Source organism: Anaerobutyricum hallii (assembly GCF_900209925.1).
Taxonomy (GTDB): Bacteria; Bacillota; Clostridia; order Lachnospirales; family Lachnospiraceae; genus Anaerobutyricum; species Anaerobutyricum soehngenii.
Window position 1 is genome coordinate 2738022 of record NZ_LT907978.1, and the last position, 25463, is coordinate 2763484.

17 protein-coding genes are annotated in these 25463 nt (G+C 39.0%); 7 read left to right on the plus strand and 10 right to left on the minus strand.

Annotated features, from left to right (window positions below):
• Positions 1 to 8: 8 nt before the first annotated feature.
• The 5 genes from EHLA_RS12430 to EHLA_RS12450 form a co-directional block, all read right to left on the minus strand.
• Positions 9 to 4820: a SpaA isopeptide-forming pilin-related protein gene (locus EHLA_RS12430; protein WP_096241015.1), complete on the minus strand. Its 4812-nt coding sequence runs from the start codon at positions 4818 to 4820 to the stop codon at positions 9 to 11.
• 127 nt (positions 4821 to 4947) lie between these two features.
• On the minus strand, positions 4948 to 5895 hold the full coding sequence (locus tag EHLA_RS12435) for an IS3 family transposase (RefSeq protein WP_330400036.1): 948 nt from the start codon (positions 5893 to 5895) through the stop codon (positions 4948 to 4950).
• Positions 5850 to 6509, minus strand: a complete 660-nt coding sequence (locus EHLA_RS12440; protein ID WP_096238895.1) for a helix-turn-helix domain-containing protein — start codon at positions 6507 to 6509, stop codon at positions 5850 to 5852. The genes EHLA_RS12435 and EHLA_RS12440 overlap by 46 nt, the downstream gene beginning before the upstream one ends.
• A gap of 46 nt (positions 6510 to 6555) precedes the next feature.
• Entirely contained in the window at positions 6556 to 8418 is a 1863-nt protein-coding gene (locus EHLA_RS12445; RefSeq protein ID WP_096241016.1) for a prealbumin-like fold domain-containing protein, read from the minus strand.
• Between the two features lie 496 nt (positions 8419 to 8914).
• Positions 8915 to 10507 (minus strand): nitrite/sulfite reductase, encoded by a 1593-nt coding sequence (locus EHLA_RS12450; RefSeq protein WP_096241017.1) that lies wholly within the window; start codon positions 10505 to 10507, stop codon positions 8915 to 8917.
• Between the two features lie 323 nt (positions 10508 to 10830).
• On the opposite strand from EHLA_RS12450, the gene htpG reads away from it, so the two are divergent.
• From htpG to pduB, 3 genes are all read left to right on the plus strand, one after another.
• Entirely contained in the window at positions 10831 to 12804 is a 1974-nt protein-coding gene (htpG, locus tag EHLA_RS12455; protein ID WP_096241018.1) for a molecular chaperone HtpG, read from the plus strand.
• Between the two features lie 230 nt (positions 12805 to 13034).
• Positions 13035 to 13706 carry a GTP pyrophosphokinase gene (locus EHLA_RS12460; protein ID WP_157908597.1) on the plus strand — a complete coding sequence of 224 codons (672 nt, stop codon included), beginning with the start codon at positions 13035 to 13037 and terminating at the stop codon, positions 13704 to 13706.
• Positions 13707 to 13831: 125 nt separating this feature from the next.
• Positions 13832 to 14563, plus strand: coding sequence for a propanediol utilization microcompartment protein PduB (pduB, locus tag EHLA_RS12465; protein ID WP_147607995.1), 732 nt, complete (start codon positions 13832 to 13834; stop codon positions 14561 to 14563).
• A gap of 108 nt (positions 14564 to 14671) precedes the next feature.
• On the opposite strand, the gene EHLA_RS12470 is transcribed toward pduB, so the two are convergent.
• Positions 14672 to 15847, minus strand: coding sequence for an ATP-binding protein (locus EHLA_RS12470; protein ID WP_096241677.1), 1176 nt, complete (start codon positions 15845 to 15847; stop codon positions 14672 to 14674).
• Positions 15848 to 16675: 828 nt separating this feature from the next.
• On the minus strand, positions 16676 to 18025 hold the full coding sequence (locus tag EHLA_RS12475) for an MATE family efflux transporter (RefSeq protein WP_096241020.1): 1350 nt from the start codon (positions 18023 to 18025) through the stop codon (positions 16676 to 16678).
• Between the two features lie 247 nt (positions 18026 to 18272).
• On the opposite strand from EHLA_RS12475, the gene EHLA_RS12480 reads away from it, so the two are divergent.
• Positions 18273 to 19208, plus strand: coding sequence for a cation diffusion facilitator family transporter (locus EHLA_RS12480; RefSeq protein ID WP_096241021.1), 936 nt, complete (start codon positions 18273 to 18275; stop codon positions 19206 to 19208).
• Here the strand turns inward: EHLA_RS12480 and EHLA_RS12485 are convergent.
• Genes EHLA_RS12485 through EHLA_RS12495 form a run of 3 tightly spaced genes read right to left on the minus strand, consistent with a single transcriptional unit; the run spans position 19174 to position 21570 of the window.
• Complete coding sequence (locus tag EHLA_RS12485; protein WP_242970728.1) at positions 19174 to 19386, minus strand: hypothetical protein; 213 nt, start codon at positions 19384 to 19386, stop codon at positions 19174 to 19176. The genes EHLA_RS12480 and EHLA_RS12485 overlap by 35 nt on opposite strands.
• A gap of 46 nt (positions 19387 to 19432) precedes the next feature.
• The gene (gltS, locus tag EHLA_RS12490; RefSeq protein ID WP_096241023.1) at positions 19433 to 20620 is read right to left on the minus strand and encodes a sodium/glutamate symporter; all 1188 of its coding nucleotides are present in this window, start codon (positions 20618 to 20620) and stop codon (positions 19433 to 19435) included.
• 11 nt (positions 20621 to 20631) lie between these two features.
• Positions 20632 to 21570 carry a TAXI family TRAP transporter solute-binding subunit gene (locus EHLA_RS12495; protein WP_096241679.1) on the minus strand — a complete coding sequence of 313 codons (939 nt, stop codon included), beginning with the start codon at positions 21568 to 21570 and terminating at the stop codon, positions 20632 to 20634.
• 448 nt (positions 21571 to 22018) lie between these two features.
• On the opposite strand from EHLA_RS12495, the gene EHLA_RS12500 reads away from it, so the two are divergent.
• The 3 genes from EHLA_RS12500 to EHLA_RS12510 all read left to right on the plus strand — a co-directional run bounded on the left by EHLA_RS12500 (position 22019) and on the right by EHLA_RS12510 (position 24521).
• A complete protein-coding gene (locus tag EHLA_RS12500) occupies positions 22019 to 22378 on the plus strand; it encodes a desulfoferrodoxin family protein (protein ID WP_021906808.1) in 360 nt (119 codons plus the stop codon).
• Positions 22379 to 22640: 262 nt separating this feature from the next.
• On the plus strand, positions 22641 to 23096 hold the full coding sequence (locus EHLA_RS12505; RefSeq protein WP_096241024.1) for a MarR family winged helix-turn-helix transcriptional regulator: 456 nt from the start codon (positions 22641 to 22643) through the stop codon (positions 23094 to 23096).
• 93 nt (positions 23097 to 23189) lie between these two features.
• Complete coding sequence (locus EHLA_RS12510; RefSeq protein ID WP_096241025.1) at positions 23190 to 24521, plus strand: MATE family efflux transporter; 1332 nt, start codon at positions 23190 to 23192, stop codon at positions 24519 to 24521.
• The last annotated feature ends 942 nt before the right edge of the window (positions 24522 to 25463 follow it).

The window sequence follows — 25463 nt, forward strand, 5'->3', positions numbered from 1 at the left end:
GTAATGTGTTAGATTATTCTTTTGCGTCTATGACGAAGGATGTAACATCCTGCTGCCATAATCATAACTGCTATACCGATGAGTGTGGCTTTGAATCTGCCACCGGAAGCCGGCATGTTGAAGAGTTTGTTGTTCACTATTGTATAAGTAATATCAAAGTAACAATTCTCCTTACCATCGTAAGTTACTGCTTTATTCTCGTCAATTCTTACTGCATTACTATCTCCGCTTACTTGATATGGTAATGTAACCTCAATAGGATTAGCTAATAAGCTATAACCATTCTTAGCTTTTATCTCTGTAATCCTGTAAGTACCTTCTTCTAATCCAGTAAACTGTGCCTCACCTTTATCATTTGTAGTAACTGTATAATTTGTTTTATCGCCTCTTGATACTTCTTCATATGAGTTACCTACCTTCTTTTCAATTTTGAACTCTACCCCGTCCAATAAAATATCTTTTCCTTCTGCATCCGTAGATTTCTTAATAATTGAAATTGTAGATAACTGTTGATTAGTATAAGTTACTGCTCCTACTCGTTTCGATAACCTAGCTTCATTCGTTGTATCTAATGTTGCTGGCTGAGAAAGATTTGTTGGAATTGCTGTCATTCCAATTCCAAAAATAACTTTCTTATTAGTGGAGTCTGTTTTACTTACACATGCATTGGTTCCTAAATTATTTGTGTTATCTGTAAGTTTCTTGAAATAATAATCTTCAGGAATATCAACTTCTTCTACTGAGTAAACACCTTTGGAAAGATTCTTCAAGCACTCATTGCTTACTTGCATTGTAGTCTGTCCCTGTTGATTATTCTTAAATGTAACTGTCACATTAGCATTACCTAGCAGCTGTTTACTTTCTTCTATTGGTGTCCCATCTGCATCCATTAATCTCTTTACTGCAAATGTGAAAGTTTTACCATCATTTCCTAATGAAGGACTGTCACCTATTAATTCTTTACTTATCTGAATCTCTCCAGATACAACGTTAACTGTATAAACTCCATAAGTTCTTGCTTTATCAACTTCAGAGTTATGAGCTAAGATTGGTTTATTATTAAAGTGTTCTGTAGTTGTAGTTTTACCATCTTTGGTGGTGGTGGTGGTAGTGTTTTGATTGCTCTCTGGAGTAGCCGGATCTATTTTGTCATAAGTTACTTTAAGATAATATTTCTTAGTATTTTTCGGTTGATCTGCTCGTATTTGGTCTAATGTTAATGGCTTCGTACATTCCGTATCTGAGTACCACTGTATACTGAAGTCATCCGAATTAAAGGCCTTTCCATCAGAACCCATTGTGTATGGTTTTAGTACTCCATCCACATAACCTTGAGGATTATCCGTATCAAAAAGTTCTTTTAAAAGAACATTGCTATATGGTGTGTTCTCACCTAAGAATATTGTTCTATCAGTATTATTAACTAAAAGATCAGCTTTTACATTAACCTTAGGCTGTGGAAGAATCGCTTCGCCATATTCTGTAATAATCTTAGAATCCGGTGAGATATTCGTTGGAATGTTATTACCTCCAATATACTCATCCTTGGCCTTTACAGTAATAGTATTCTTCCAATTTTTCTTTCCTTTTTTATTATTTTTATTAGGAATTGTTTGATCAGTCCACGTTACAACCTGATTGCCATTTTTATCTAATGATACTACTCCACCGTTTTTTAATTTAATTTCCTGGTTCTCGGCTTCTTGCAAACGTTCTTTTGTAATTACATTGTTGTCATCGTCAACAACCACAAATCTTGGATCAATGACATCTGTAATTGTTGCTCCTGTAATATCTGAGTTATTAGTAACTTCACTTTGAATTTCTTTAAATATTGCATTAAGTGATGCTGCATCATTTGCTGATTTCGCGCAATCTGGGGAAGAAGCAATTCCCGGATACGTTGTTCCATCATATGTTCCGCCTGCTAAAAAAGTTTTTGCTTGCTCGTTAAGGTCAAAGCCTATTGTATATACTGTGTAACCAGCATTTTTTAATGCATTTGCGCTAGTTTCTGCATTTGTTTGAGCAGTCGTATTCCATTCACTACCCCCACCTGTTGGCTTACCGTCTGTAAACAGGATTACATATTTCGGATTTTCATCATTTGCATTTACTAATGCATCCTTTGCATTAGTAAGTCCTACAGCCGGATCTGTTCCACCATTAGCATCCAAGCTATTGACAAAATCCTTCAATGTGGTGTCATTATCTCCAACTCCAACTTGCATTAACTCTTTCGACTGTCCATGATCTCCATATCCCGCACTACTGAATGCAGTAATTCCAATTTTACTATCTGGAGAATTCTTCTTCGTGTCATCTATAAATTGATTTACAGAGTTTTTCAAAGCTGCTAGTCTGGTTGTTCCTACTTTCTTTTCGTAAATTTTGCAATTTTCTCCGTAGTCACTTGCTTTATTCCATCCTTCGACATACCAAGTCCTACGATAATAAAACATTTCTTTATACTTACCATTTACTTCTAAATAATATGTCTCGTCCTCATTTAACAACTTTCTTCCATCTGGAGTATTCATTGCTACTTGGTCATATGTTTCAATGTTATATCCCATAGATCCAGATACATCTAGTACTAACATAATATCCGCAACTGGTTTTTGTGTCGTTATTGTCGTATTAGATACCTTTGATGCTGCATCAATGGTAATATCATACGTCCTTTGATCCCAATCTTTTACCTTCGCTGTCTTACTGCATTCCATGATTTCTTCCGGAGTTAGATTTACAATCTTATAAGCACTGCCCGTTTTATCCACTTCTGTAACTGTATCCTCTTTATACAATCTGGCTACTGAATTCCCATCCGTTCCCAAAGTAACCTTTACAATCCATTCATTTGTAGGTGTTGCATAAGTATTCGGAGCTTTTGTTTCCTTCAGTATATACTCACCTACTGGTAGATTATTTAAAGTCACATCGCCCTTTTCATCAGATTCTGCTTCTGAAATGACAATTGCATTTTTCTTTATCTGGAATTTCGCACCTTTTAAATTCTCACCCTTAATACTCTGTTTTTTCAATGTAAGAGTCGTTTTTTTCTGTTCTGACACATTAACAAGTTCTGCTGATGGAAGGGTAAAGTTCATTGTGCAGTTTGATTCTCCTGCACCTCGTTCCATATAAAGAACGGTTATAGTATGTACTGCTTCTTTGTCTTTCTGACTAAGATTCTCGCTATATTCTTTTTTATCTTTATACCCATAGCTTGTTTTATTAAGAATTGTCTTCCATAAATCTACTGTATCAGAAGCCTTGTCATGAATTCCACCAAGGTCAAGAACTACTTGACCATCATACAGTACCCATAGATCATCATCACCAGTAAAGGAATAATTTAATGGTCCTATATAATCTCCTAGTTTAAAGTCTACATCATAGCGCATACCGAAATAATAATTATGATTTTCTCGATTTGTACAATCTGATTTATATGTAGATTCATGTGGATTCCCTTTTTCCTGTTCTGCAGAATGATCAATATCATCTAATGGGAAGAAGTGTTCTCCTCCACTTGCTACTTCAGTGTAAGTTGTATTTCCATTGTTCACATTAGGCTTTTTAACAGATGATAATGTATAAGTATCTCCCTCCTGACTAAATGTTAACTTATAATCATTAATTACTCTTCTTGTATATACTGTTTTTCCATTTATTTCTTCCGACTGATCTTCATTTTTGAAAAATCCTGGTTCATAATAATTAAACTTCGGTGAACCATGTTCATCTAATCCTTTTAAAAGTCCTTTTACAAGAGTTACCTCCTGACCATCCTTCGGATGACCAGTCCAAGCATTTGCATTTTCTATATTATTTACTGCACAAGTATATTGATATTCCGGATAATTACGCTTTGACTCTCCAACGGAAAGACGATTAGATTCATTACTACCCTCAGGATAGTTAGCATCCATATTTATAGAATACTTCGTATTGCCATTTTGACCAGCCTGTACTGTGTAATCATAGAACTTCACGCCTCCATCTTTCGAAGTAGTGTTCTCAGTATAATAAACTTTTACTGTACAGCTTTGCGCTAGGGGAATCCGGGTATTTTTAGCAACTTCGCCGGTATAAGTTCTTTCTGCCTGTCCAGTTTGCGATTGCACCACAACTTTACTCACTGTCCAGTTTGTAGCTTTATTATATTCTTCAATACTGTCTCCTACCTTAAGTGTCTTCATATCATCCGCATAAATTTTATCATCATTGGTATATTGATGATTCGAATCTTCACTAACTTTATAATGCTCAATAGTTACACTAATATCACTATTTGTCTCACTCTGATTCACAATAACATACTGCGAGAAGTGTGTTGTCTCAAATACAACATTTCCCTTCTTATCTACGTCGCCGTCCATGTTCTCGACTTTATTCTTGTCGTCTACGTGGAATACGGATGCGTTGGCGCCGGCTTTGATTTCCGGTACGTCTACGGATACTTTTACGGTAGCGCCCGGCTGTACTTCTTTGCCGTCTGCTTCGAAGTGGATGTCGTAAGCGAGGATGTTCTTGATGGCCTTCTTTTCTTCTTTGATGGCTGCCTGCTCTACGTTCTCCTGTGCTTTCTGGCTGAGTTCGATTGGTTTTACAACGAGCTTAGCATCTGCCGGGAGGTCTGCTTCGTTCTCTGCTGTGACTGTTACGTTGACATCATCACTCTTGTATTCGCGGATTACGGAAGAAGTCTTTGCGGTCTGCTCGGTGCTGTCTGCTTCGCCTGTCTTTGCGCTACTGACAACGTAAGTTCCATCTGGATACTTCGGCATCTCGTTGCCTTCGGTGTCTTTTACCATAGTAACGCCTTCGCTGCTTACTAATACTTTCCACGTTGTTGTGATCTTGTGGTGTGCATCCCGTCAAGTAGACAATTAAAAAAATATAAAATTTTTGTGTTGCCCGGTTGGATATCGGGCAACATTTTTATGCCGCCAATCGTTGCTTTTCATGAAATTCCATTGGTGTTAATACTCCAAGTCCTCTCTGTGGTCGGTCGTTTGTATAGTAATCTATATATTCTGTGATTGCCTTCACTAATTCTTCTCTGCTCTCAAATTTCTTTCCATAATACATTTCCCGTTTCAAGATTCCCCAAAAGCCTTCCATTACTCCATTATCTGTACAGTGTGCTACCCTCGACATACTCTGTATCATTCCTGCTTCTTCCAATTTCTGATGGAATCTTCGGGAGGTATACTGATATCCTCTGTCACTGTGAAAAATAGGATGGGCTTCTGGATTTGCCTTTACTGCTTTATCAAAAGTTTCAAATACCAGCGCATTATTATTACTATCCCCAATAACATATGCAACGGGCCGTCTATCACATAAGTCTAATATAGCGCTTAAATATATTTTATGAACACTGTCTAAGGTGTTTCCATATTTGAATTCCGTTACATCAGTAACCCATTTCTCATTAAGGTGTTCTGCCTTAAATTCTCTATTAAGAATGTTTTCTGCAATAAATGCTGGGTTGTTTGATGCTCTGGTACAGCCATTATACCGGCTCTTTAAGTTGGACCGGATCTGTTTTTTTCTGCAAATACGGAGGATTCTCTTATCATTTACCCGAATGTCTTCATCGTGGCGCAGCTTGTCATTTAACCTTCTATATCCCATATCTGGATGTTTTTCATGTAATTGTTCCAGTTTCTCTGCCAATTCCTCGTTAAATCTCTCGTTCGGTGTCTCTACGTGATGGAGCCATTTGTAGTAGGATGATCTGGCGATTCCACCTATTTCACATAATAACAGGATTGGATAGTTATATTTTTCGTGTTCTTCCTTGATTGCCCGATAGATATGTTCCTGGCGTATCAGGCTCAGCCTCCCCTCCTCTCTATCTCTTCTAATTTTTTTAAGAAAGATATCTCTATTTCTGCCCGTCTTTTTTCCGCACGCAGAAGTCTTACTTCTGCACGCAGTTTTTCTACTTCCGTCATTTCCTCTGGGGATTTTCTCTTTCCCCGCTTATCTTGCAGCCCATCCACCCCGTTTTCTTCATATCTTATAGTATAACTTCTGGCCTGATGATAAGAAATGTGAAATTTTTTTGCTGTTTCCGAATAGTTATGAGAATGTTTTATGCAATATTGAACGATCTCGACACGTTCTTCAAATGTAGTTTTTCTGCCTTTAGTCATGATTGGTCTACCTCCTGTTTCCTTATCATGACTATTATACTTCATAATCCATCTTCTGAGTATCTGTGCATCTGAAATTTTGTGTTTGGCACAGATATCCCGGAGAGAACCTTTTCCAGAAAGATAATCGAAAACAGCTGCTTCTTTTTGAGCAGGAGTTCGATAGGTATGACCTTTTCGAAAAAAAGCTTCCGGTCCAATTGATTGATAATTTCTAAGCCATTTATCAACGGTCGTATAATAAACTCCTATTTTTGATGCAACAGAACTGATGGATTCTTTTTTCTGAAGAATTTTTTCCATCCATTGTATTTTTTCTTCTGGAGAAATCTTATCCATAAAAAATGCCCCCTTTCAGATAAACAGTTTTATTTTTTTCAACTGTCTACCTAAAAGGAAGCATACCATTGTCATAGCCTTCTGGGGCTTTAGTTTCTTTTAATGTATAAACATCTGTATCGGAGCCTTCTGGCTTTACGATGTTAAATGTAACGCGTCCTTCTTTATCCTCAGACTGTGCGCTGTAATGTACGCCGTCTTTGTATAATTCAAATACTGCGCCACCTTTACCTGTCTTGGCATTGGTGTCTAAGTTTCTGAATGTAAACTGTGTCTTCTCTTTCTTTTCCTTCACCAATTTGAATCGGTACATGCCGCCGTTGCTGCTGTCTGTTGTGCTGATCACGTCTACGTAGTAGTCACTTGCGTCTGTGCTTGCGATAATGCTTCCTGCATTGTTGCTGGCTGCTGTCATGTGCCATCCGTCTGTAAGAACGGATACGTTCTCAACCGGTGTTCTCTGGGTATAGTTCGATGCGGTTCTTCCGTGGAAGGTGCGTTCCTTCTCTCCGGCATCTGCCAAAGATCCTGTCCAGAATGCAAGATAATCCATGTAGTTATCGTCTGTCAGTTCTACATCCTTTGGATAGACAAAGACAAACATGTTGTCCTTCGCATAGATATTCTCACTGTCTGTGACTGGCTTTAATGTATAGGCATAGTTGTTCTTGTTCTTATCTGTTATCGTAAATTCTCCACGAATGCGGGTAATCGTTGTATCTTTTCCTGCTTTTCCTTCGTTCTTCCACAGAGCGGAATCATATAACTTTCCACTCTTTGCCGTTACTCTGCCGTTCTTTAAAGATGTGGATGTGTGCTTGCCGTAGGAACGGGATCCGTTCCAGATCTGGCTGTCATTCTCAAGAGAAAGGTCGATGCCTGCGATGTCACTCCATGTCCATGCAAGTGCCTTCTTCCCTGTCGTATCTTTCAGTACAAGTGGGGTATTGGTGCGTGTCCAGGATTCTACTGGAACATTGCCATCTTCTTTGCTCTCAAGCTGTGTCTGTGCTGCAGTAACCATCGCCGGGTATAATGTTGTAATGTCATTACCATTCACATCGGATACAGTCGTGTAAGTAAGTACAACATAGGTACAAAGACTCTTCGCTGCAAACTGCATCGCATCGCTTCCAGTCCGTACTGCATCGGTATTCTTCACCTGTCCGTCATCGGTTACCTGATAAATAAGTGTGTTCTGTCCGCTCTTTGTTCCAAGGTTTGCAAGTGTTACCTGCATACTTCCAGAAGGATCCACACTCTTTCCGTTAAGGATAAAGGAAAGATCATAAGCTCTTACGGAGTCTACAAGCTGTGTGTTCTCCTCGCCGACTGCCTTATTAATGATCTGTGTCTTTATCTTGTTCGCTACAGTTGTCTGCTTTACACGTAAGTCTGCCTCATCGGAAAGATCCTTGGCATCCTTTAAGGTAACCTTTGCCTGAATGGCGCTTCCTCTGTATGTGTATTCTGTCTTCGTATCTTTATCTTTAGTATTCTTCTCTGTTTCTCTAACTTTTGAAGTAGAAGAACCACCACTTTTAACCCCAGATGCGGCCTTGTCCTTTTCGTGACTGTTCTGTGAGTTCTCAGAACGCTCGGTCGTACCTGCGGTACTTCTATTCTCTATATTCTTCTCTGTATTCTCCTGCTTCGCTGCGGTGTCTTGCTGGGCGGATGTATCCTGTTGCTCAACAGGTTCTTCCGATATCGCTTCTTCCTGCGCAGCTTCTGCCTGTCCTTCTGCCTGCGTACCTTCTGACTGATCCGCTGCAGTCGTAACCTGCTCCTGTGTTCCTTCCGAAGCAAGTCCTACAATGTCCGGTGTGCCTGTCACCAATAATGCTGCAACTAATAGCATCGTAACGAGCTGCTTCCATCGTTTCCGGCTGTCCTTTACTTTCTTCATAATGTTTTCCCCGCTTTCTTTTAGATTGTTCTATGTCCTGGATTACTGTCCTCGATTACCGTGACACTCTAATCTGAATTAAAACATCTTAAAGCATGCAGTCCCCAAAAAAACATATTCTGGATATCTTTCATGCGTTCTCCGTAAGAATCCGAACCCCACATTCTTCCTCTTACTGTTACATCCATCCCTATATTCTATTGTGAACTGCCCCGCTTTATGTCAAAAGTTTATCCTGCGAATGATAGCATCCGTGGTAAATGAAAGAATCACTACATCTCGTAGTTCTTCCTTAGCTTTTCACTGTTTTATCACAAAAAGCCAATTATTTCAACTATATTATTAAATTTTTATTGATTGTTTATATTTTATATTATTTAGCAACAATATACTAATAATTCTAAAGTATTTTCTCTATTATTTTGATCATTAATGAGAATTTTATCATTGATTTACATATATGTAATTTATAGTATTGTTGATTTTTTACTATAAATTACTGCAAATATGTTGCGGCAATTTCTTTTAATACATCCTGATTGTTCTCGTACCATTGTTCATAGCTAAGCTTTTTCTCGGAAATAACTTTGCCCAGTTCAATAAAGAACTTTGGAATATCTGTAGCAAGCATAATACCCCACTCGTCTCCAAATCTTTCTTCTCCCTGTGCATCCTGTCCGTTCACATAAAATGCGAATGCTGGCTCTGCTTTTCCATTCACACTTTTTGATGCGCCACGAAAGCCCAGTTTTCCGATCTGGTGCGTTCCACAAGAAGATGGGCAGCCGGATATATGGATTCTTGGCAGTACGCCATCTGCAAAGTGATATGGCTCTACCGCTTCTACTATGCTTACAAGTAAGCCCTGGGAATCTCTTAAGCCGATCTGGCAGACGGTACTTCCGATACAGGATACCGAAGTTTCAAACAGATTCTTCGCACCATCTGCTGTTATCTTATGTATTCTTTCTGCCTGCTCTTCCTCTAGATTAATAATATATAAGGTCTCATCGGGTGCGACACGAACTTCTGCATTCGCTACATCTTTAATTACGGCATAGATTTCCCAAAACTTCTGTGCCGGAACCATTCCACCGATTGGATGATAGGCAACTGCATAACGTCCTGCTTGTTTCTGTGCGATCACACGCTCTGATGCGCTTTCTGTCTGCGGATAGGCTATTACATTTTTATTGTCATTGCCTGCTTCTTTGGCATCGTCTCCTTGCTTTGACAGTACCTGCGTTTCTTTTATAAGAAGAGCGTCTTTTACCTCTGCTTTTACTTCCATAAGCTTTTCCTGATAGGCTTTTTTATAGCCTTCTATGCCTAATGTTTCCTGCATATATCTTGTTCTTGACTTTGCACGGCTTTCATAATTACCGTAAGTTGTAAACGTACGGACCATCGCCTCTACATAATAAAGAACTTCTTCCGGTTTCACATCTTCTGCTACTTTTACCCCCATCTTGTAGTTATTTCCAAGCCCACCGGCACTATATACATCAAAGCGACCGTTTTCCTTTGCCACAAAGCCAAGATCACGGAATGTCGCATGGGTTACATTTGCCGGAGAATTTGAAAATCCTACCTTTAACTTTCTCGGAAGCTTGACTGTTTTAATGATTCCCATCAGATAGTCTCCGGCTCTTTCCGCATAAGGAAGCACATCAAAATACTCGCCCTGTTCTACACCGGATAGCGGGGATACCGTTACATTTCTTGGGAAATCTCCGCCACCACCACGGGTAACGATGCCGACTTCCATCGCCTGTTCCATAATGTCACAGACTGCCTTCATGCCAAGATCATGGAACTGCACAGTCTGACAGGTCGTAAGATGCACTCTTCTAACATCATAAGCAGCAATCGCATCAACTAAAAACTTTAACTTCTCCTTTGTAATTCTTCCGCCCGGCATACGAAGACGAAGCATACTCGCCTCTGCGCCCCTTTGTGCGTAACTGCCAAATCCACCGGAAAAGCCTTTATAATCCTTTACGCTGACTTCCTTCGCATAAAACTTCTCTGTCATCTCTCTAAAATCTTTTAAGTCTTCCTTAAATTCTGTCATTAAACTCTGATTCATTCCTCTTCTCGCTTTCTATTTAAATATTATTTTAAGTATTATCTTAAGTATTGTTACTAGTGGATAAATTATAACACGCTGCAATATAAATTTCCAATAGTACATCTAAAACCATGGAGGAAAAGTATGTAAAGCTATGGCAGATATGTTACAAACAGGAGCGTAATGATATAAAACCGCAGAGTTGTTAGCACTCTTTTTAGTTGAGTGCTAATTTTTCCTTGACATTCCTGTTTCGTGGTATTAGTATAAGAATGGTATTGATAAAAATACAAAGACGATGTTTTAATTTTATATAATTAATTTTTAAGGAGATGTTTATTATGGCTAAACAGGGAAGTTTATCAATTAACAGTGAAAATATTTTTCCTATTATAAAGAAGTGGCTCTATTCTGACCACGATATTTTTATCCGTGAATTAGTGAGTAACGGATGTGATGCGGTTACGAAGCTTAAGAAGCTTGCTGTTATGGGTGAGTTTGAAGAGGCGGATGATGAGAAGTATAAGGTAGAGGTTCGTATTAATCCTACCGATAAGACGCTTACTTTTATCGATAATGGTATCGGTATGACAGAAGAGGAAGTCGATGAATACATTAACCAGATTGCTTTTTCCGGTGCTGCTGCTTTTATGGAACAGTATAAAGATAAGGCGAGCGATGAGCAGATTATCGGTCACTTCGGTCTTGGTTTCTACTCTGCATTTATGGTTGCTGATAAGGTTACTATCGATACTCTTTCTTATAAAGAAGGTGCTGCACCGGTTCACTGGGAATGTGACGGCGGCACAGAGTTTGATATGGAAGAGGGCGACAAGACAGAACGTGGTACCGTAATCACACTGTATCTGAATGATGACAGTTATGAATTCTGTAACGAGTTCCGTTGCCGTGAAGTTCTTGATAAGTACTGCTCTTTCATGCCAGTTGAGATTTACTTTGTTAATGAGGAAGAAGAAGAGAAGAAGGCAGAGGAAGCTGCGAAGAAGTCCGCTGAAGAAAAGGTTATCGATGTAGAAGCAAAAGATGCGGATTCTAAAGATGCTGACCCCGAAGAAGACGGTGATTCCGAAGTAACTCTTGAGGAAGACGAGGAAGAGGATACTCCTAAGCCAATCAACCAGATTCATCCATTATGGACTAAACATCCTAATGACTGTACCGATGAAGAATATAAAGAATTTTATCGTGATGTTTTCCACGATTATAAGGAGCCTTTATTCTGGATTCATCTGAATATGGACTATCCATTTAACTTAAAAGGTATTCTTTATTTCCCTAAGATCAATACAAAGTATGATACGATCGAGGGAAAAATCAAGTTATATAACAATCAGGTATTTATCGCAGATAACATTAAGGAAGTAATTCCTGAGTACCTCTTATTATTAAAAGGATGTATTGACTGTCCTGACCTTCCACTGAATGTATCAAGAAGTGCATTACAGAATGACGGATTTGTTAAGAAGATTTCTAATTATATTACAAAGAAAGTGGCAGAAAAGCTTTCCGGTATGTGTAAGACAGACCGTGAGAATTATGAGAAATACTGGGATGATATCAGCCCATTCATTAAGTTTGGTTGCATCCGTGATGAGAAGTTCAATGATAAGATGAAGGATTACATCATCTTTAAGAACATGGAAGGCAAATATGTTACTCTTCCAGACTATCTTGAAGCTGGTAAAGAAAAATACGAGAATAACGTCTTCTATATCACAGATGAGGTTGCACAGTCTCAGTACATTAATATGTTTAAAGAGCAGGAAATGGATGCTATTTATCTGACTCACCAGATTGATACAACATTTATCACTCATTTAGAGCAGAGAAATCCTGAAGTGAAATTCCTCCGTATCGACTCTGAACTTACGGATAACTTCAAGGAAGCCATCGATGAGAATGAAGAAAAAGAACTTACTGAAAAGCTTTCTGAGAAGTTTAAAAAGGCAACCGGTGTTGAAAACCTGATTGTAAAAGTTGAAAAACTGAAAAATGCGGACACACCTTCCATGATCACTGTTTCCGAGCAGACAAGACGTATGTCTGAAATGATGGAAATGTACGGAATGAGCAATAGTTCTACCGGACTTGGTGCCGAAGGCGAGACTCTTGTTCTTAACATGAACAATGACCTTGTACAGTATGTTTTAAATAATGATGAAAGCGAAAATACTACAACGATCTGCCAGCAGCTTTATGACCTTGCCCGCCTGGCAAACCATCCATTAAAGCCGGAAGAAATGACTGCGTTCGTAGCACGTTCCAATAAGATACTTGCCATTTTAACAAAATAATACTTTTTTGCCTTTTGTTTTCATTGATAAGCAAACCAATCTTCTTATCTATATTTATATATATCTTTATATATTTTTTTACATTTATTTTACGTTTATTTCTCTAAAGTTTGCTAGAGAAATAAAGTCAGATGGCGTATACTAAAAGTGTATGTGTAGTGACAAGTCTTCTGCACATACACTTTATGTACAATATATCTTATATAAAAGAAAAGAAGGAAGGAGATTCATTGAAAAGAAGGAAGGTAAAATCTATAAAACAACTGGGGAATACGGGTACACAGTTAGAAAAAGAAGTCGCTGCGATGGAAGAATCTATGAAGCAGCATAACATAGATGAAAATTGTCAGAAACTTATTGATGGGCTGATGCCGCAGATTAAAGATATGGAACAAACACTTTACGGTACTTATCACAGAAATATTATTGAATATTCCACCAGCCGTATTAAAACTCCGGAAAGTATTGTGGAAAAGCTCCATCGTAAAAATCGGGAAGTTTCTCTTACTAAGGCATTAGATACGCTTCGTGACCTTGCCGGTGTCCGCATCATCTGTTCTTTTCAGGATGATGTCTATCGGGTAGCTGGAGCAATTAAAAAGCTTCCCGGCTATGAGCTTGTGAAGGAGAAGAATTATATTACAAAGCCAAAGTCTAGCGGCTACCGTAGTATTCACCTTATTTTAAGACCGACAAAAACAACGTCGAACATTAAGTGCATTGAAGTTCAGGTTCGTTCTGCCGCCATGAACTACTGGGCGATTCTTGAACACCAGCTCTGCTATAAGAACGAAAAAAAGGGTGCGGGACGCATCCGCAAAGAATTAAAAGAATGTGCGATCGATATTGCAAAGATTGATAAAAAAATGTTGAAGCTTCGGAAAGAAATCGAGAAGATTTAATATCAGAAAGATATCCTTTCAGTACAAGCGTTTCCATTTACCTTTCCCACAATCTACGATACACTAGGTGTAGATTGTGGGATTTTATCGTTATTATACATAATATAGAGAAAGGCATCTTTTTTATGAGTCATACAGAATTTACTACTACGACAAATGAATTTATCGGAACTGCGGCAGGTCATACGATCGGAATGGTGATTCCGAATATCGACCCGGAAGTACGCACACTTTTAAAGATTCCAGAGCAGTATTCTTCTCTTGGCATTCTTACTTCAAGAACCGGTGCTGCCGCACAGGCTTTTTCGGTAGACGAAGCTGCCAAGGCCTGTAATGTGGAACTGCTTATTTTCGAGCTGCCAAGAGATACCGAAGGATACTCCGGTCACGGTAACTTGATCGTCCTTGGTGCATATGATGTAAGCGATGCCAGACGTGCCGTTGAAGTTGCCTTAACACTCATTGATGAAAAGGCTGAACGTATTTATATTAATGAAGTTGGTCATATGGAGATGCACGTCACAGCGAATGCCGGTCCCGTCCTTCACCAGATCTTTGACGCACCACTTGGCAAGGCATTTGGCTTTATCTGTGCCGGCCCTGCCGGAATTGCCATTGTTGCTGCAGATACCGCTGTAAAGTCCTCTCCGGTTGATATTGTATGGTACGGTACCCCTTCCATCAATTTATCACGCACAAACGAGGTCATTATCGGTGTCAGCGGAGATTACGGCGCTGTAAAGAAGGCAGTCGATACCGCTTACGAAAAAGCAAGTGCCCTCATCGAAGTATTCGGACAAAAGCCTGCTTCTATTTTACACTTCAAACCAATAGAAAGCACTGACAAGGCAGAGTAAGACGAAGAATACATCTTATTCAAAAGATTTATAAAAAGCGCGGAAATCTATCGTACATCCGATAGGTTCCCACGCTTTTTTCATATAAATTATTTCATTTCACGTGAATTATTTCAAATCATAATCATCTAAAAAATGATGCTTCACTCCATCTTTTTTATAAGCAATCACCGTTTCAATATTAACATTTTCCACACTCTTAAAAATGTGCGCTTCCACATAAGGATTCTTCTTTTTAAGTTCAGCGATGAGCTGCTTAATCTCTATTCGCTTCGACTGATTCTCTTCATTGTTACATGTTGTACATGTATCTGTGAACTTGCATGCACACTGGATAAATCGAAGATCATTATAATCCCTCCATGCCTTAATATCATCTTCACGAATAAGATATAAAGGCCGGATCAGCTCCATTCCTTCAAAATTTGTACTATGCAGCTTCGGCATCATCGTCTGAATCTGCGCTCCGTAAAGCATTCCCATTAGAATCGTCTCAATAACATCATCATAATGATGACCAAGCGCGATCTTATTACATCCTAATTCTTTCGCAAAATTATAAAGATATCCTCTTCTCATTCTCGCACAAAGATAACATGGCGACTTCTCAATATGATATACCGACTCAAAAATATCCGACTCAAAAATATGAACAGGAACCTTTAACTTTCTCGCATTCTCCTCGATCACCTTCCTGTTTTCCGGACTATATCCAGGATCCATCACTACAAACTTCACTTCAAACGGAAACTTATTATGAAGCTTCAGTTCCTGAAAAAGCTTTGCCATCAACATCGAATCCTTTCCACCGGAAATACAAACCGCAATACAATCCCCCTCTTTTACAAGTTCATACTGGTTAATCGCCTTCGTAAACTTGCACCAGATATTCTTACGAAACTTCTTACGGATACTCTTCTCCACCTGGGCACACACTTCATCCGCCTGCTGATTCTTCATCTGCTCTAAAAGCCATGCTGTATAACCACCCTTTAAACTAAACGCATCATATCCTCTGTCACGAAGCTCCTCGGCAAGCTCCTGACTGATACGCCCTCTCGCACAATAAATAATCAGCTTCTTATCCGCTAAATCTTCTCTTGCCTGCGTCGCTTCCTCATCTGACTTTACAAGTCCCCCCTGATATTTCTCCAAAATAGCATCCTTACTCATGTGGATCGCCCCCGGAATCATTCCGTGTCCAACTTCCACGTCGCCTCGCATATCAAGTAATCTATAACTATCCGGCATTAACTGCCCTAATTCATTTATCGTAATATCCATCTGCTTATCCTTTCCAAAAAAAATCACAGAAGAATAATAACACAAAAATACTTGATTTGATAGATTAAAAAGACGAAAAAAGAAAAAATACCATATCCCATCTGCTCTGTAGTCGCTGTGTTTAAAATGCTCGCTCGCATTCTAAACACGCTCCGAAGCCGCATCTGGGATATGGTATTTTTTCTTTTTTCTGACTATCTAAATCTACAATTGGTGAGAATGGAAATTTCCCAGAAAGATATGGCTTTCCAGGAGATTCAATACTAATTTGTAAGGCTAAACAGACGAAAACCAAAAATTTAATATCTATTAGAACGTGAAGATAGTCGTTGCGTAAAAAATGCCTGACCGGCATTTTTACTTACTCCGACATCACATTTTCTTCTATCTTAAATTTCTGCTTTTCTGCTCTTTGGCTCAGATGGAAATTAGTATTTTCGCTTGAGGAAGAATAAGGGGATTGTCCAGAAGGCTGTGGTTTTTATTTGGAATGAAAATCTCCAGAAGAGGGGTATCTTCTTACAATTCAGCACAGAATTTTGTTTTAGCGGCTGTCTGGTTTTGATAACAAATAACAACTTAGTGATTTATGTTGGAAAGATAACAATTTGAGTGTCAATCCTTTAGAATTTAATTTTCCGGAAGACCATAGCCTTCTGGCACATTCCATGTTGTTAAACCGTAGATTTAGATAGTCAGAAAAAAGAAATACTACCCTATCCCAGATGCGGCTTCGGAGCGTGTTTAAGATGCGGACGAGCATTTTAAACACAGCGACTACAGAGCAGATGGGATAGGGTAGTATTTCTTTTTTCGTCTACACGAAATCTACAAATTAGTTGTTTTCCATTTTTTCATTATGTAGAAATAATATGGTAATAGTGGTACTAATGCTGCGATCCATGCTGCTGGGTCGGCCATGCAGACGCCGGCGAAGCTGGTTCGTCCGGCTACGAGGGTTACTATCACGCTTCTGGCTACGAGTTCGAAGATTCCTCCGAGCATCGGGATTAAGCCGTATCCCATTCCCTGTAATGTATTTCTATACAGAAAAATACTTCCGAGGAATGGGTAGAACCACAGTACGGTATGGAAGTATGTGACTGCTACGTTGATAACTTCTGTTTCTGAGGGGCTGATGAAGAGATAGGTCATGTATTTTCCGAAGAAAAACATGGCGATCATATCGATGATGCTCCACGCCCAGATCATGTACTGTGTACAGCGTACACCTTGTTTTACACGTTCCATTTTGCCGGCTCCGCGGTTTTGTCCTACGTATGTGGCGATGGTTGCTCCAAATGCGACGAATACTGTCATAAATATATTCTGCAGTTTCCCGGCTGCTGAGAATCCTGCCATGCAGTTTTCGCCGTAAATGTTAATGGCTCCCTGTACGATGATCGTTCCGATTGCGGTGATGGAGAACTGGAGTGCCATTGGTATGCCCAGTCCTAAGAGTTTTCCAAATGATTTAAGTGAGATTCGGAAATCTTCTTTTTTCAGGCGAAGGATCGGAAACTTTTTGCAGATGTAAATAAAGCAGAGGAAGGCGGAGACTGCCTGTGCGATTACGGTGGCATAGGCGCATCCTTCTACGCCCATTCCTATTACTACGATGAATACGATGTCTAATACTACATTGATTGCGGCGGAAATCATGAGGAAGTACAGTGGGGAACGGGAATCTCCTAAGGCACGTAAAAATGCGGATAATGCATCATAGGCTACTGTGACAAGTAATCCCATATAAATAATTCCCATATATCCTTTTACCGCTGGCATGATTTCATCGGAATAGTTCATCATGCGGAGGATCGTTTCATTTGCTATGGAGAATCCGATGGTCATTACAAGGGCAAATGCGATGGATAAATAAATGGACATCGCAACATAATGCCGCATCCTGTCATATTCTTTTGCGCCAAAGCTTTGTGCTACCATGATGGCAAATCCACTGGTAAGACCGTTAAGCCAGCCTATTACAAAGAACATCAATGCTCCTGTACTTCCGATTGCTGCAAGAGCCTGTACACCTAAAAACTGTCCCGCAACAATAGAATCCACTACATTGTAAAACTGCTGGAATAAATTTCCTAAACACATAGGAATCATAAACTGAATAATCAGCTTCGCCGGACTTCCGACAGTCATATCATTAATTGTCGTTTTTGACATATTTTACACTCCTTTTCACTTTTATGTACTTTTTTATGTACTTTCGGAATCTTTTTGTGCTTGATTTTGTGAGAAGATTTTTTGTCAGTCACAAAAGCAAGTGCAAGAAAGACTCCGAGAGTACATTTTTTCAAGAATGCCCCGACATTCTTGAATAATTTAAGATTATTTGACTTTTGGACTCTAATATCATATTATAACTCTTTAGGAAAATAACTACAATACTTATTGAGAGAGGAGAATTACCATGCATGTAGGACGAAAAACACAAAAGAGAGAGAAATCTGCGATGTCTGTTTCTCTTTACGGCAACTTACTTTTTGTCGTGATCGAGCTTGTTATGGCAATATTGACTGGTTCGCAGGCTGTTTTACTTGATGCAGTTTATGATGGGATTGAATTTGTCATGCTTCTGCCATCGCTGTTTCTGATTCCTTTTCTTTATCGACCGTCAAGTGAACAACATCCTTTTGGCTACACACAGATCGAAACGTTGTTTATTGTAATCAAAGGTATTACTATGACTGCCGTTACATTTGGTCTGATTTTTAATAATATCAATCTGATGATACATGGCGGACATATTATTTCTTTTAATACGGTTGCATACTTTGAGTTATTTGCCTGTGTTCTGGGTATTATTGTTACTGTTTATCTTTACATAAAAAATAAATCCATGCACTCTCCTCTTATCAACATGGAAATGCAGGGCTGGCGTATGGACAGTGTGGTTTCTTTAGGCATGGCATGTGCCTTTTTACTGCCGATATGTATTCCGTTTGCATGGTTTAAAAATCTGGTTCCTTATCTTGATCAGATTATTACGGTTGTCCTTTCTCTTATTATGATTCCGACACCGATTCGTACGGTGATTACCGGAATTCGTGATCTTATGCTGATTCCGCCGGAAGAGGAAACGATCGAGGACATTAAATCGACCGTAGAACCGATTATCGGTATCTACGGCCATAAAAATCTTTATTATGATATTGTAAGAACCGGAAGAAAGTTATGGATCAGTGTCTATATCACTTTTGATAAAGATATTGTCTCCCTGTCTAAGTTCAAACTCCTGCAAGATGAATGTATTCTTGCTCTTACAAAAAAATATCCTGACTTTTACTTTGAATTACTTCCCGATATCGAATTTACCGGTCTTGAGGAGAATTTGAACTCTTTTTAATATGTATTTCCGGAATCGCTACGTTCTCATACGTGATAAACTCATCTTTTCTCTTTTCCGGCGCTTCCTCGCTCTTGCCTTCTCCGATATGGAGTTCTGGCATGGCGAGATTCTCGCTGGATACTTTGTAGTCTGCATGATGTTCTTCGTGTTTTACTTTTTTCTTTTTACCAAACATAAAAATCCCCCTTTTTTGTAAGCCCCTGATTTTCCTTGGATATGTGTTATAAAATATTTATAAAAAATGTAATTGCGAGACTGTTTAGGAAGTCTGCAAATAAACTTCCGACCAGTGGTACTAATAAAAATGCTTTTACAGATGGAGCATACTTTTCACATACTGCCTGCATATTGGCCATTGCATTTGGCGTTGCTCCCATACCAAATCCGCATACTCCGGATGACAGGACTGCGGCATCATAGTCTCTTCCCATAACGTTAAATACAATGATATATGTGTACAGAAACATAAGGATTGTCTGTCCTGCAAGCAAGGTAATTAACGGTAATGCCAGGTCCGCAAGCTGCCATAACTTCAGTGTTATCATTGCGATACCAAGGAAAAGAGACAGGCTGATTCCACCGATATCATTAATCTCACCCATATAAATAGTAAACTTGCCGGAATACTCTCCGATATTTCTCATGCATGCTGCTGCGATCATCGCTCCAATATAGATTGGGAATGTCATCCCTGTAAGTGATAACAGCTTAGAAATAATCGTTCCAATTCCGATGGCGATAATAAGCTGGAATACAGCGGAAGGATACATACTGGCATGACGCTCATGCTTCTTCTCGTCCTCTATTAACAGACTGTCATCTTCCGCAACTACTGTATCTAACAGATTCTTCTTTTCAATAAGGCGTTTCCCGACCGGTCCGCCCATCACACTTCCGGCAATTAAACCAAATGTCGCTGCCGCAGTACATAATGTACTGGCTCCCTTTACACCAAAGTCTTCAAGAACCGGACCAAATGCGCCTGCGGTTCCATGCCCTCCAATCATCGGAATTGAGCCTGTACAAAGCCCTACTAGCGGACTTATGTGCAAAAGCTTTGCAAGCCCGATCGCAATGAAATTCTGGCACAAGATTAATGCGATTACCAGTCCCAGAAAAACAATCAGTGACTTTCCACCACTTTTTAGTACTTTTAAATTCGCCTGAAATCCTACCGAGGTAAAGAAAAATACCATACAGACTTCTTTTAAAATGTCATCAAAAGAAAACTCTGCGATTCCGGTTACATAACAAAGGCAGGTAAAGATGGCAAAGATCACACCACCGATTACCGGTGCCGGTATACAAAACCTCTCTAAAAGGCTTACTCTTTCTTTTAAAAACTTTCCTAACATCAGAACAACGACCGCTACAGCAATTGTCTGATACATATCTAATTGAATCTTCATAAACCATTCCCCTAATCTGCTATATTTATACCACATTCCTCATAGTATGCTGCCGCACCTTCATGAAACGGAATGGTAACTCCCTCTACTGCTGTCTTCTCATCAATAGAAATATCTACCGGTAAAGAGTACTGCAATTCCTCTTTATTTTTAAATAAAATCTTCGTGATATCCTTTACTGTATCTGCGGAAAGCTTATCACTAGCAAGAAGCACTGCCTTTACACCAACTGTCTGTATGTCCTCCGTCTGCCCTTGATAGGTTTCTTTTGGAATCGTACAGTCTGTATAAAACTTATAGGTTCTCTTTAATTTATCTGCGCTCTTTTCGTCAATGTTCAAAAGACGAATCTCGCACTTCTTCGCCAGTTCTCCGATTGCGGTTGTCTGTGCTCCTGCCGTACAGAAAAAGGCATCGATCGTACCTGCTTTTAATTCCTGCGCCGCATTCGTATAATCCAGATTCACCTCATCAACAAGGCTGTCATTCAAACCATAGACCGCAAGAATCTGCTTCGCATTCTGTTCCGTACCAGACTCTTCTTCTCCTACGCTGACTCTCTTATCCTGCAGATCCTCTATCGTATTGATTCCTGAATCTGCACGCACAACAACCTGACATGCCTCGGTATACAATGCTGCTACGGCACTGTATCCGCCATGCTTCTTTTTGTTTTCAAAAATACCTGTTCTCTCATATGCATCATTAGTTAAATCCATCTGTGCAATCGCCATCTGAATATAGCCATCGGAAAGCAGACGAAGATTTGCCGCAGAACCTGCTGTCGTCTTTACTTCCATGCTATACTTCTTATTCTTTGACGTCACCAGATTCGCAAACGTATCACCGAACACACGATATGTTCCTCCAAGACCAGCCGCGCCAAACTTGATTTTTCGTGTATTCATGCCACATCCTGTCAAAAGACTCGCAAGCATAAGGATGCACATACAAAGAGAAATCCATCTTTTTTTCACAAAATCACCCCTTCATTCCTCATAGTTTCTTTCCTCTTTTAACTTTTTATCTCAGTCGAGAAGACTCCCACCTCTTTCAGAAGTTTCACGGCTGCTCGACTTGAATATAGAAGATATGTTTTAATAGAATATATCTTTTATAGAAGATATATTGCTCTTCCCGATACATATCTCTAAATATGCCAAGTTATTCTATCATATTCTTGCAAATAATTCATTAATATTTCTATATTTCTATTGACAATTTCTCATATATCATTTATAATTTAATTACAGTAATAATTACTATTTTTATTTACATGAGTTACTACAAGATTTTGAAATTTAGGAGATATGTACTTGCGAAGTTTTTGTATTTGATTTTGTAAGAAGAGTTTTTCAAGACTGCGAGAGTACATGAATCAGAAAAGGAGAAGAAGATATGGCTAAGTTTTATCGTTCCGAAGACAGAACAGTTTTATTTGAATTATTTGGTGCAGGCACATCTGTAGAGAATCTGAAGAACCTGAAGGCGAACACAACAGATGCCGCTGTTGAAAAGCATGTACCTGTAGTAACACAGGATGGGAATAAGGTTAGTGTTGCAGTTTCTTCTGTAGAACACCCAATGCTTCCTGAACATTATATTATGGGCGTATACATTGAGACAAAGAACGGCGGACAGCTTCATAGATTCCAACCAGGAGATACACCGAAGGCTACTTTTACTTTAGCAGATGGTGATGAATTCGTAGCAGCTTACGAATACTGCAACCTTCATGGATTATGGAAGTCCGAATAATCACAGCAATACTATACTATATGAATCATAGCATCTAAACACAAATGGTGTCACAGTAATGGTCTAATGACCATAACTGACGGCACCATTTTTTTGTGTTCTGTTCAAGAATGTCTCCCCACTGATACTGATTTGTTGCCCGCCACCTACAGAGGTGGGAGTCATCTCACATGTGATATAAGGAATCGCCGCTTGACTTTAGTACGATTTCAGACTATAATAAGTACGAAATCAGACTAAGTATTTATGAAAGGAGTATTTTATGCAAAATTCTACTTCTGTTACACCATATATGAGCTCTAATTTACGGGAATATAATCGAATTTATAAAGAAGTGAATGATATTTACCGGGAGACTGCCGCCAGATTTGGGCTTTCTAACAGCGCATTTGATATTTTATATACAATCTGTGAAGTTGGCGATGGGTGCCTGCAGCGTGATGTGTGCGATGCTACTTTTATTCCCAAACAGACGGTACATTCATCCATCCGTAAACTAGAACAGGAAGGTTATCTTACTCTTTCTAGCGGAAAAGGACGGAGTAAACACATTCATTTGACAGAAAGTGGGCATATTTTATTAAATGAAACTATTTTCCCTATTGTTGAAGCGGAGAATGAAGCTTTTCTTGAATTAAGTCAGGAAGAATGTAAATTATTACTGAAGTTACATGGAAAATATGTCACTGCTTTACGGAATAAGTTTTCCAAACTTTAATGTACAGGATTTTTATGTACAAGATTTTTCAGGTTTTTTTCAGAATTTTTGACAGGATTTTTTGCCATCATTATTTACGAAAGGATTTATTTTATGCAAATTCAATTATCAGAACATTTTACTTACAGAAAGCTTCTGCGTTTTGTTCTGCCTTCTATTATTATGATGATTTTTACTTCCATTTACAGTGTGGTAGACGGGCTTTTTGTATCAAACTTTGTCGGTAAGACTGCGCTTGCTGCAATTAATCTAACTCTTCCTATCCTAATGGGACTGTCCGCTCTCGGTTTTATGATCGGTACAGGAGGAAGTGCCATTGTTGCAAGAATGCTTGGAGAAAAAAAAGAAGATAAGGCTAATGCGTATTTTTCCATGCTCGTTTATGCAACGATGCTTGGAGGAATCTTTCTTTCCGTTCTTGGTGCGATTCTGATTCCTTCTATTTGTTCCTTACTTGGCGCAAAAGGAGCGCTTTTATCTGACTGTGTTTTATATGCAAGACTTTCTTTTATCTCTCTGCCTGCATTTATGCTGCAGAATGTTTTTCAGAGTTTCTTTGTCACTGCCGAAAAACCGCATCTTGGTCTTTATGTTATCATTGCCGCCGGCATGACAAATATGGTTCTTGACTTTTTATTTGTTGGGGGTTGGGGATTTGGACTTGCGGGTGCTGCGATTGCAACGGTATGTGGCGAATTGATTGGAGGGCTTTTTCCGGTAATTTATTTTTCCAGAAAGAATTCCAGCTTGCTTCATCTTGGTAAAACACACTGGAATGGACGAGTTTTTTTTCAGACTTGTATTAACGGTTCTTCTGAACTTATGACAAACCTTTCAAGTTCTATTGTAAACTCTCTTTACAATATACAGCTTATGAAGTTTGCCGGTGAGAATGGCGTTGCCGCCTATGGAACAATGATGTATATTAACTTTGTTTTCCTGGCTATCTTTTTTGGTTATTCTATCGGAAGCGCACCAATCATCAGTTATCATTATGGTTCAGGAAACCACGATGAACTGAAGAATCTGTTTAAGAAAAGTCTTACGCTTGTCGGAACCTGGGGAATCATGCTTGCCCTTTTGTCACAGCTGCTTGCTTCTCCTCTTTCTAAGCTTTTTGTTGGATATGATGCCGAGCTTTTTGCCATGACAGAACACGGTTTCCGCATTTATTGTCTTGCTTACCTGATTAATGGCTTCAATATATTCGGTTCCTCCTTCTTTACCGCACTGAACAACGGTGTTATATCCGCCGCAATTTCCTTCCTGCGTACCCTGGTCTTCCAGATTATTATGATCCTTTTACTTCCAACATTATTGGGAATCAATGGAATCTGGAGCGCTGTCGGAATTGCAGAATTAATGACATTATGCGTAACTATCACCTTCTTCATCAAGCAAAGAAAAAAATATCACTATGTTTAGTTTTACTATTTGATTCATTAGGGAACAGACGAAAAAAGAAACAATACCATATCCCATCTGCTCTGTAGTCGCATCTGGGATATGGTATTGTTTCTTTTTTCTGTGTTTTGGCTCCAGAAGGAATGAATGCAATAGTCTTTGGAGAGAGATGGGGGAGAAATCAGAAGACTACTGCTTGCTCGGAAGATGTATCGTCAGAAGCTTAGATGCTTTCTTTAACGAACAGTAAAGAGAGAGGGCAGTGTCATTTTCCAAAAAATTAGAGAAGTCCCCTTTAGATTCATTGTATACTCTAATTCAAGAATACCTCGGTATTCTTGCTACGAGATGTGCATCATGTAACGTATGACATACATCGAGACAAACGATATATCGCAACAATATAATGATAAATTTATCATGTATAGTGATAGCTTGCAGTATCATCTTATCATCATTGAAACTTGAAAAAAGGTTCAGCATAGTGGAGAGAGTAAGTAGTAGACTCCTGACCTCTCCTCCTTCTCTTCTCAAAACTATTGCATTCATTCCTTCTGGAGCCAACAAGCAGAAAATAAAAATAATAGACCATTGCAAATGTAATGTGAGAGCAAATAAAAATGCCGAACAGGCATTTTCTACGCGGTGATATCTTTACAGTTGCAATGGTCTATTATTTTTATTTTCGTCTGTTTTCCTCTAATGAATCAAATAGTTAAATCTTCCATTGTTATATTTTTTGCAATATAGTATAATGGAGAGAAAACTAGAGGAGATTTTTTGTGTCAACTACCCACGACCTAAAGGTCATGGGCTTGTAACTGCCCAGTCGTACTAACGGATTACACCTCCGACCTTTAATCCCCGATAGATATTGCTATCTAAAGTGGCGTTACATCATAGGGCGGCTGACAGCACCCTTTACAGACAAGACATGCTCATCTGTAACTGTATCAGGTACTA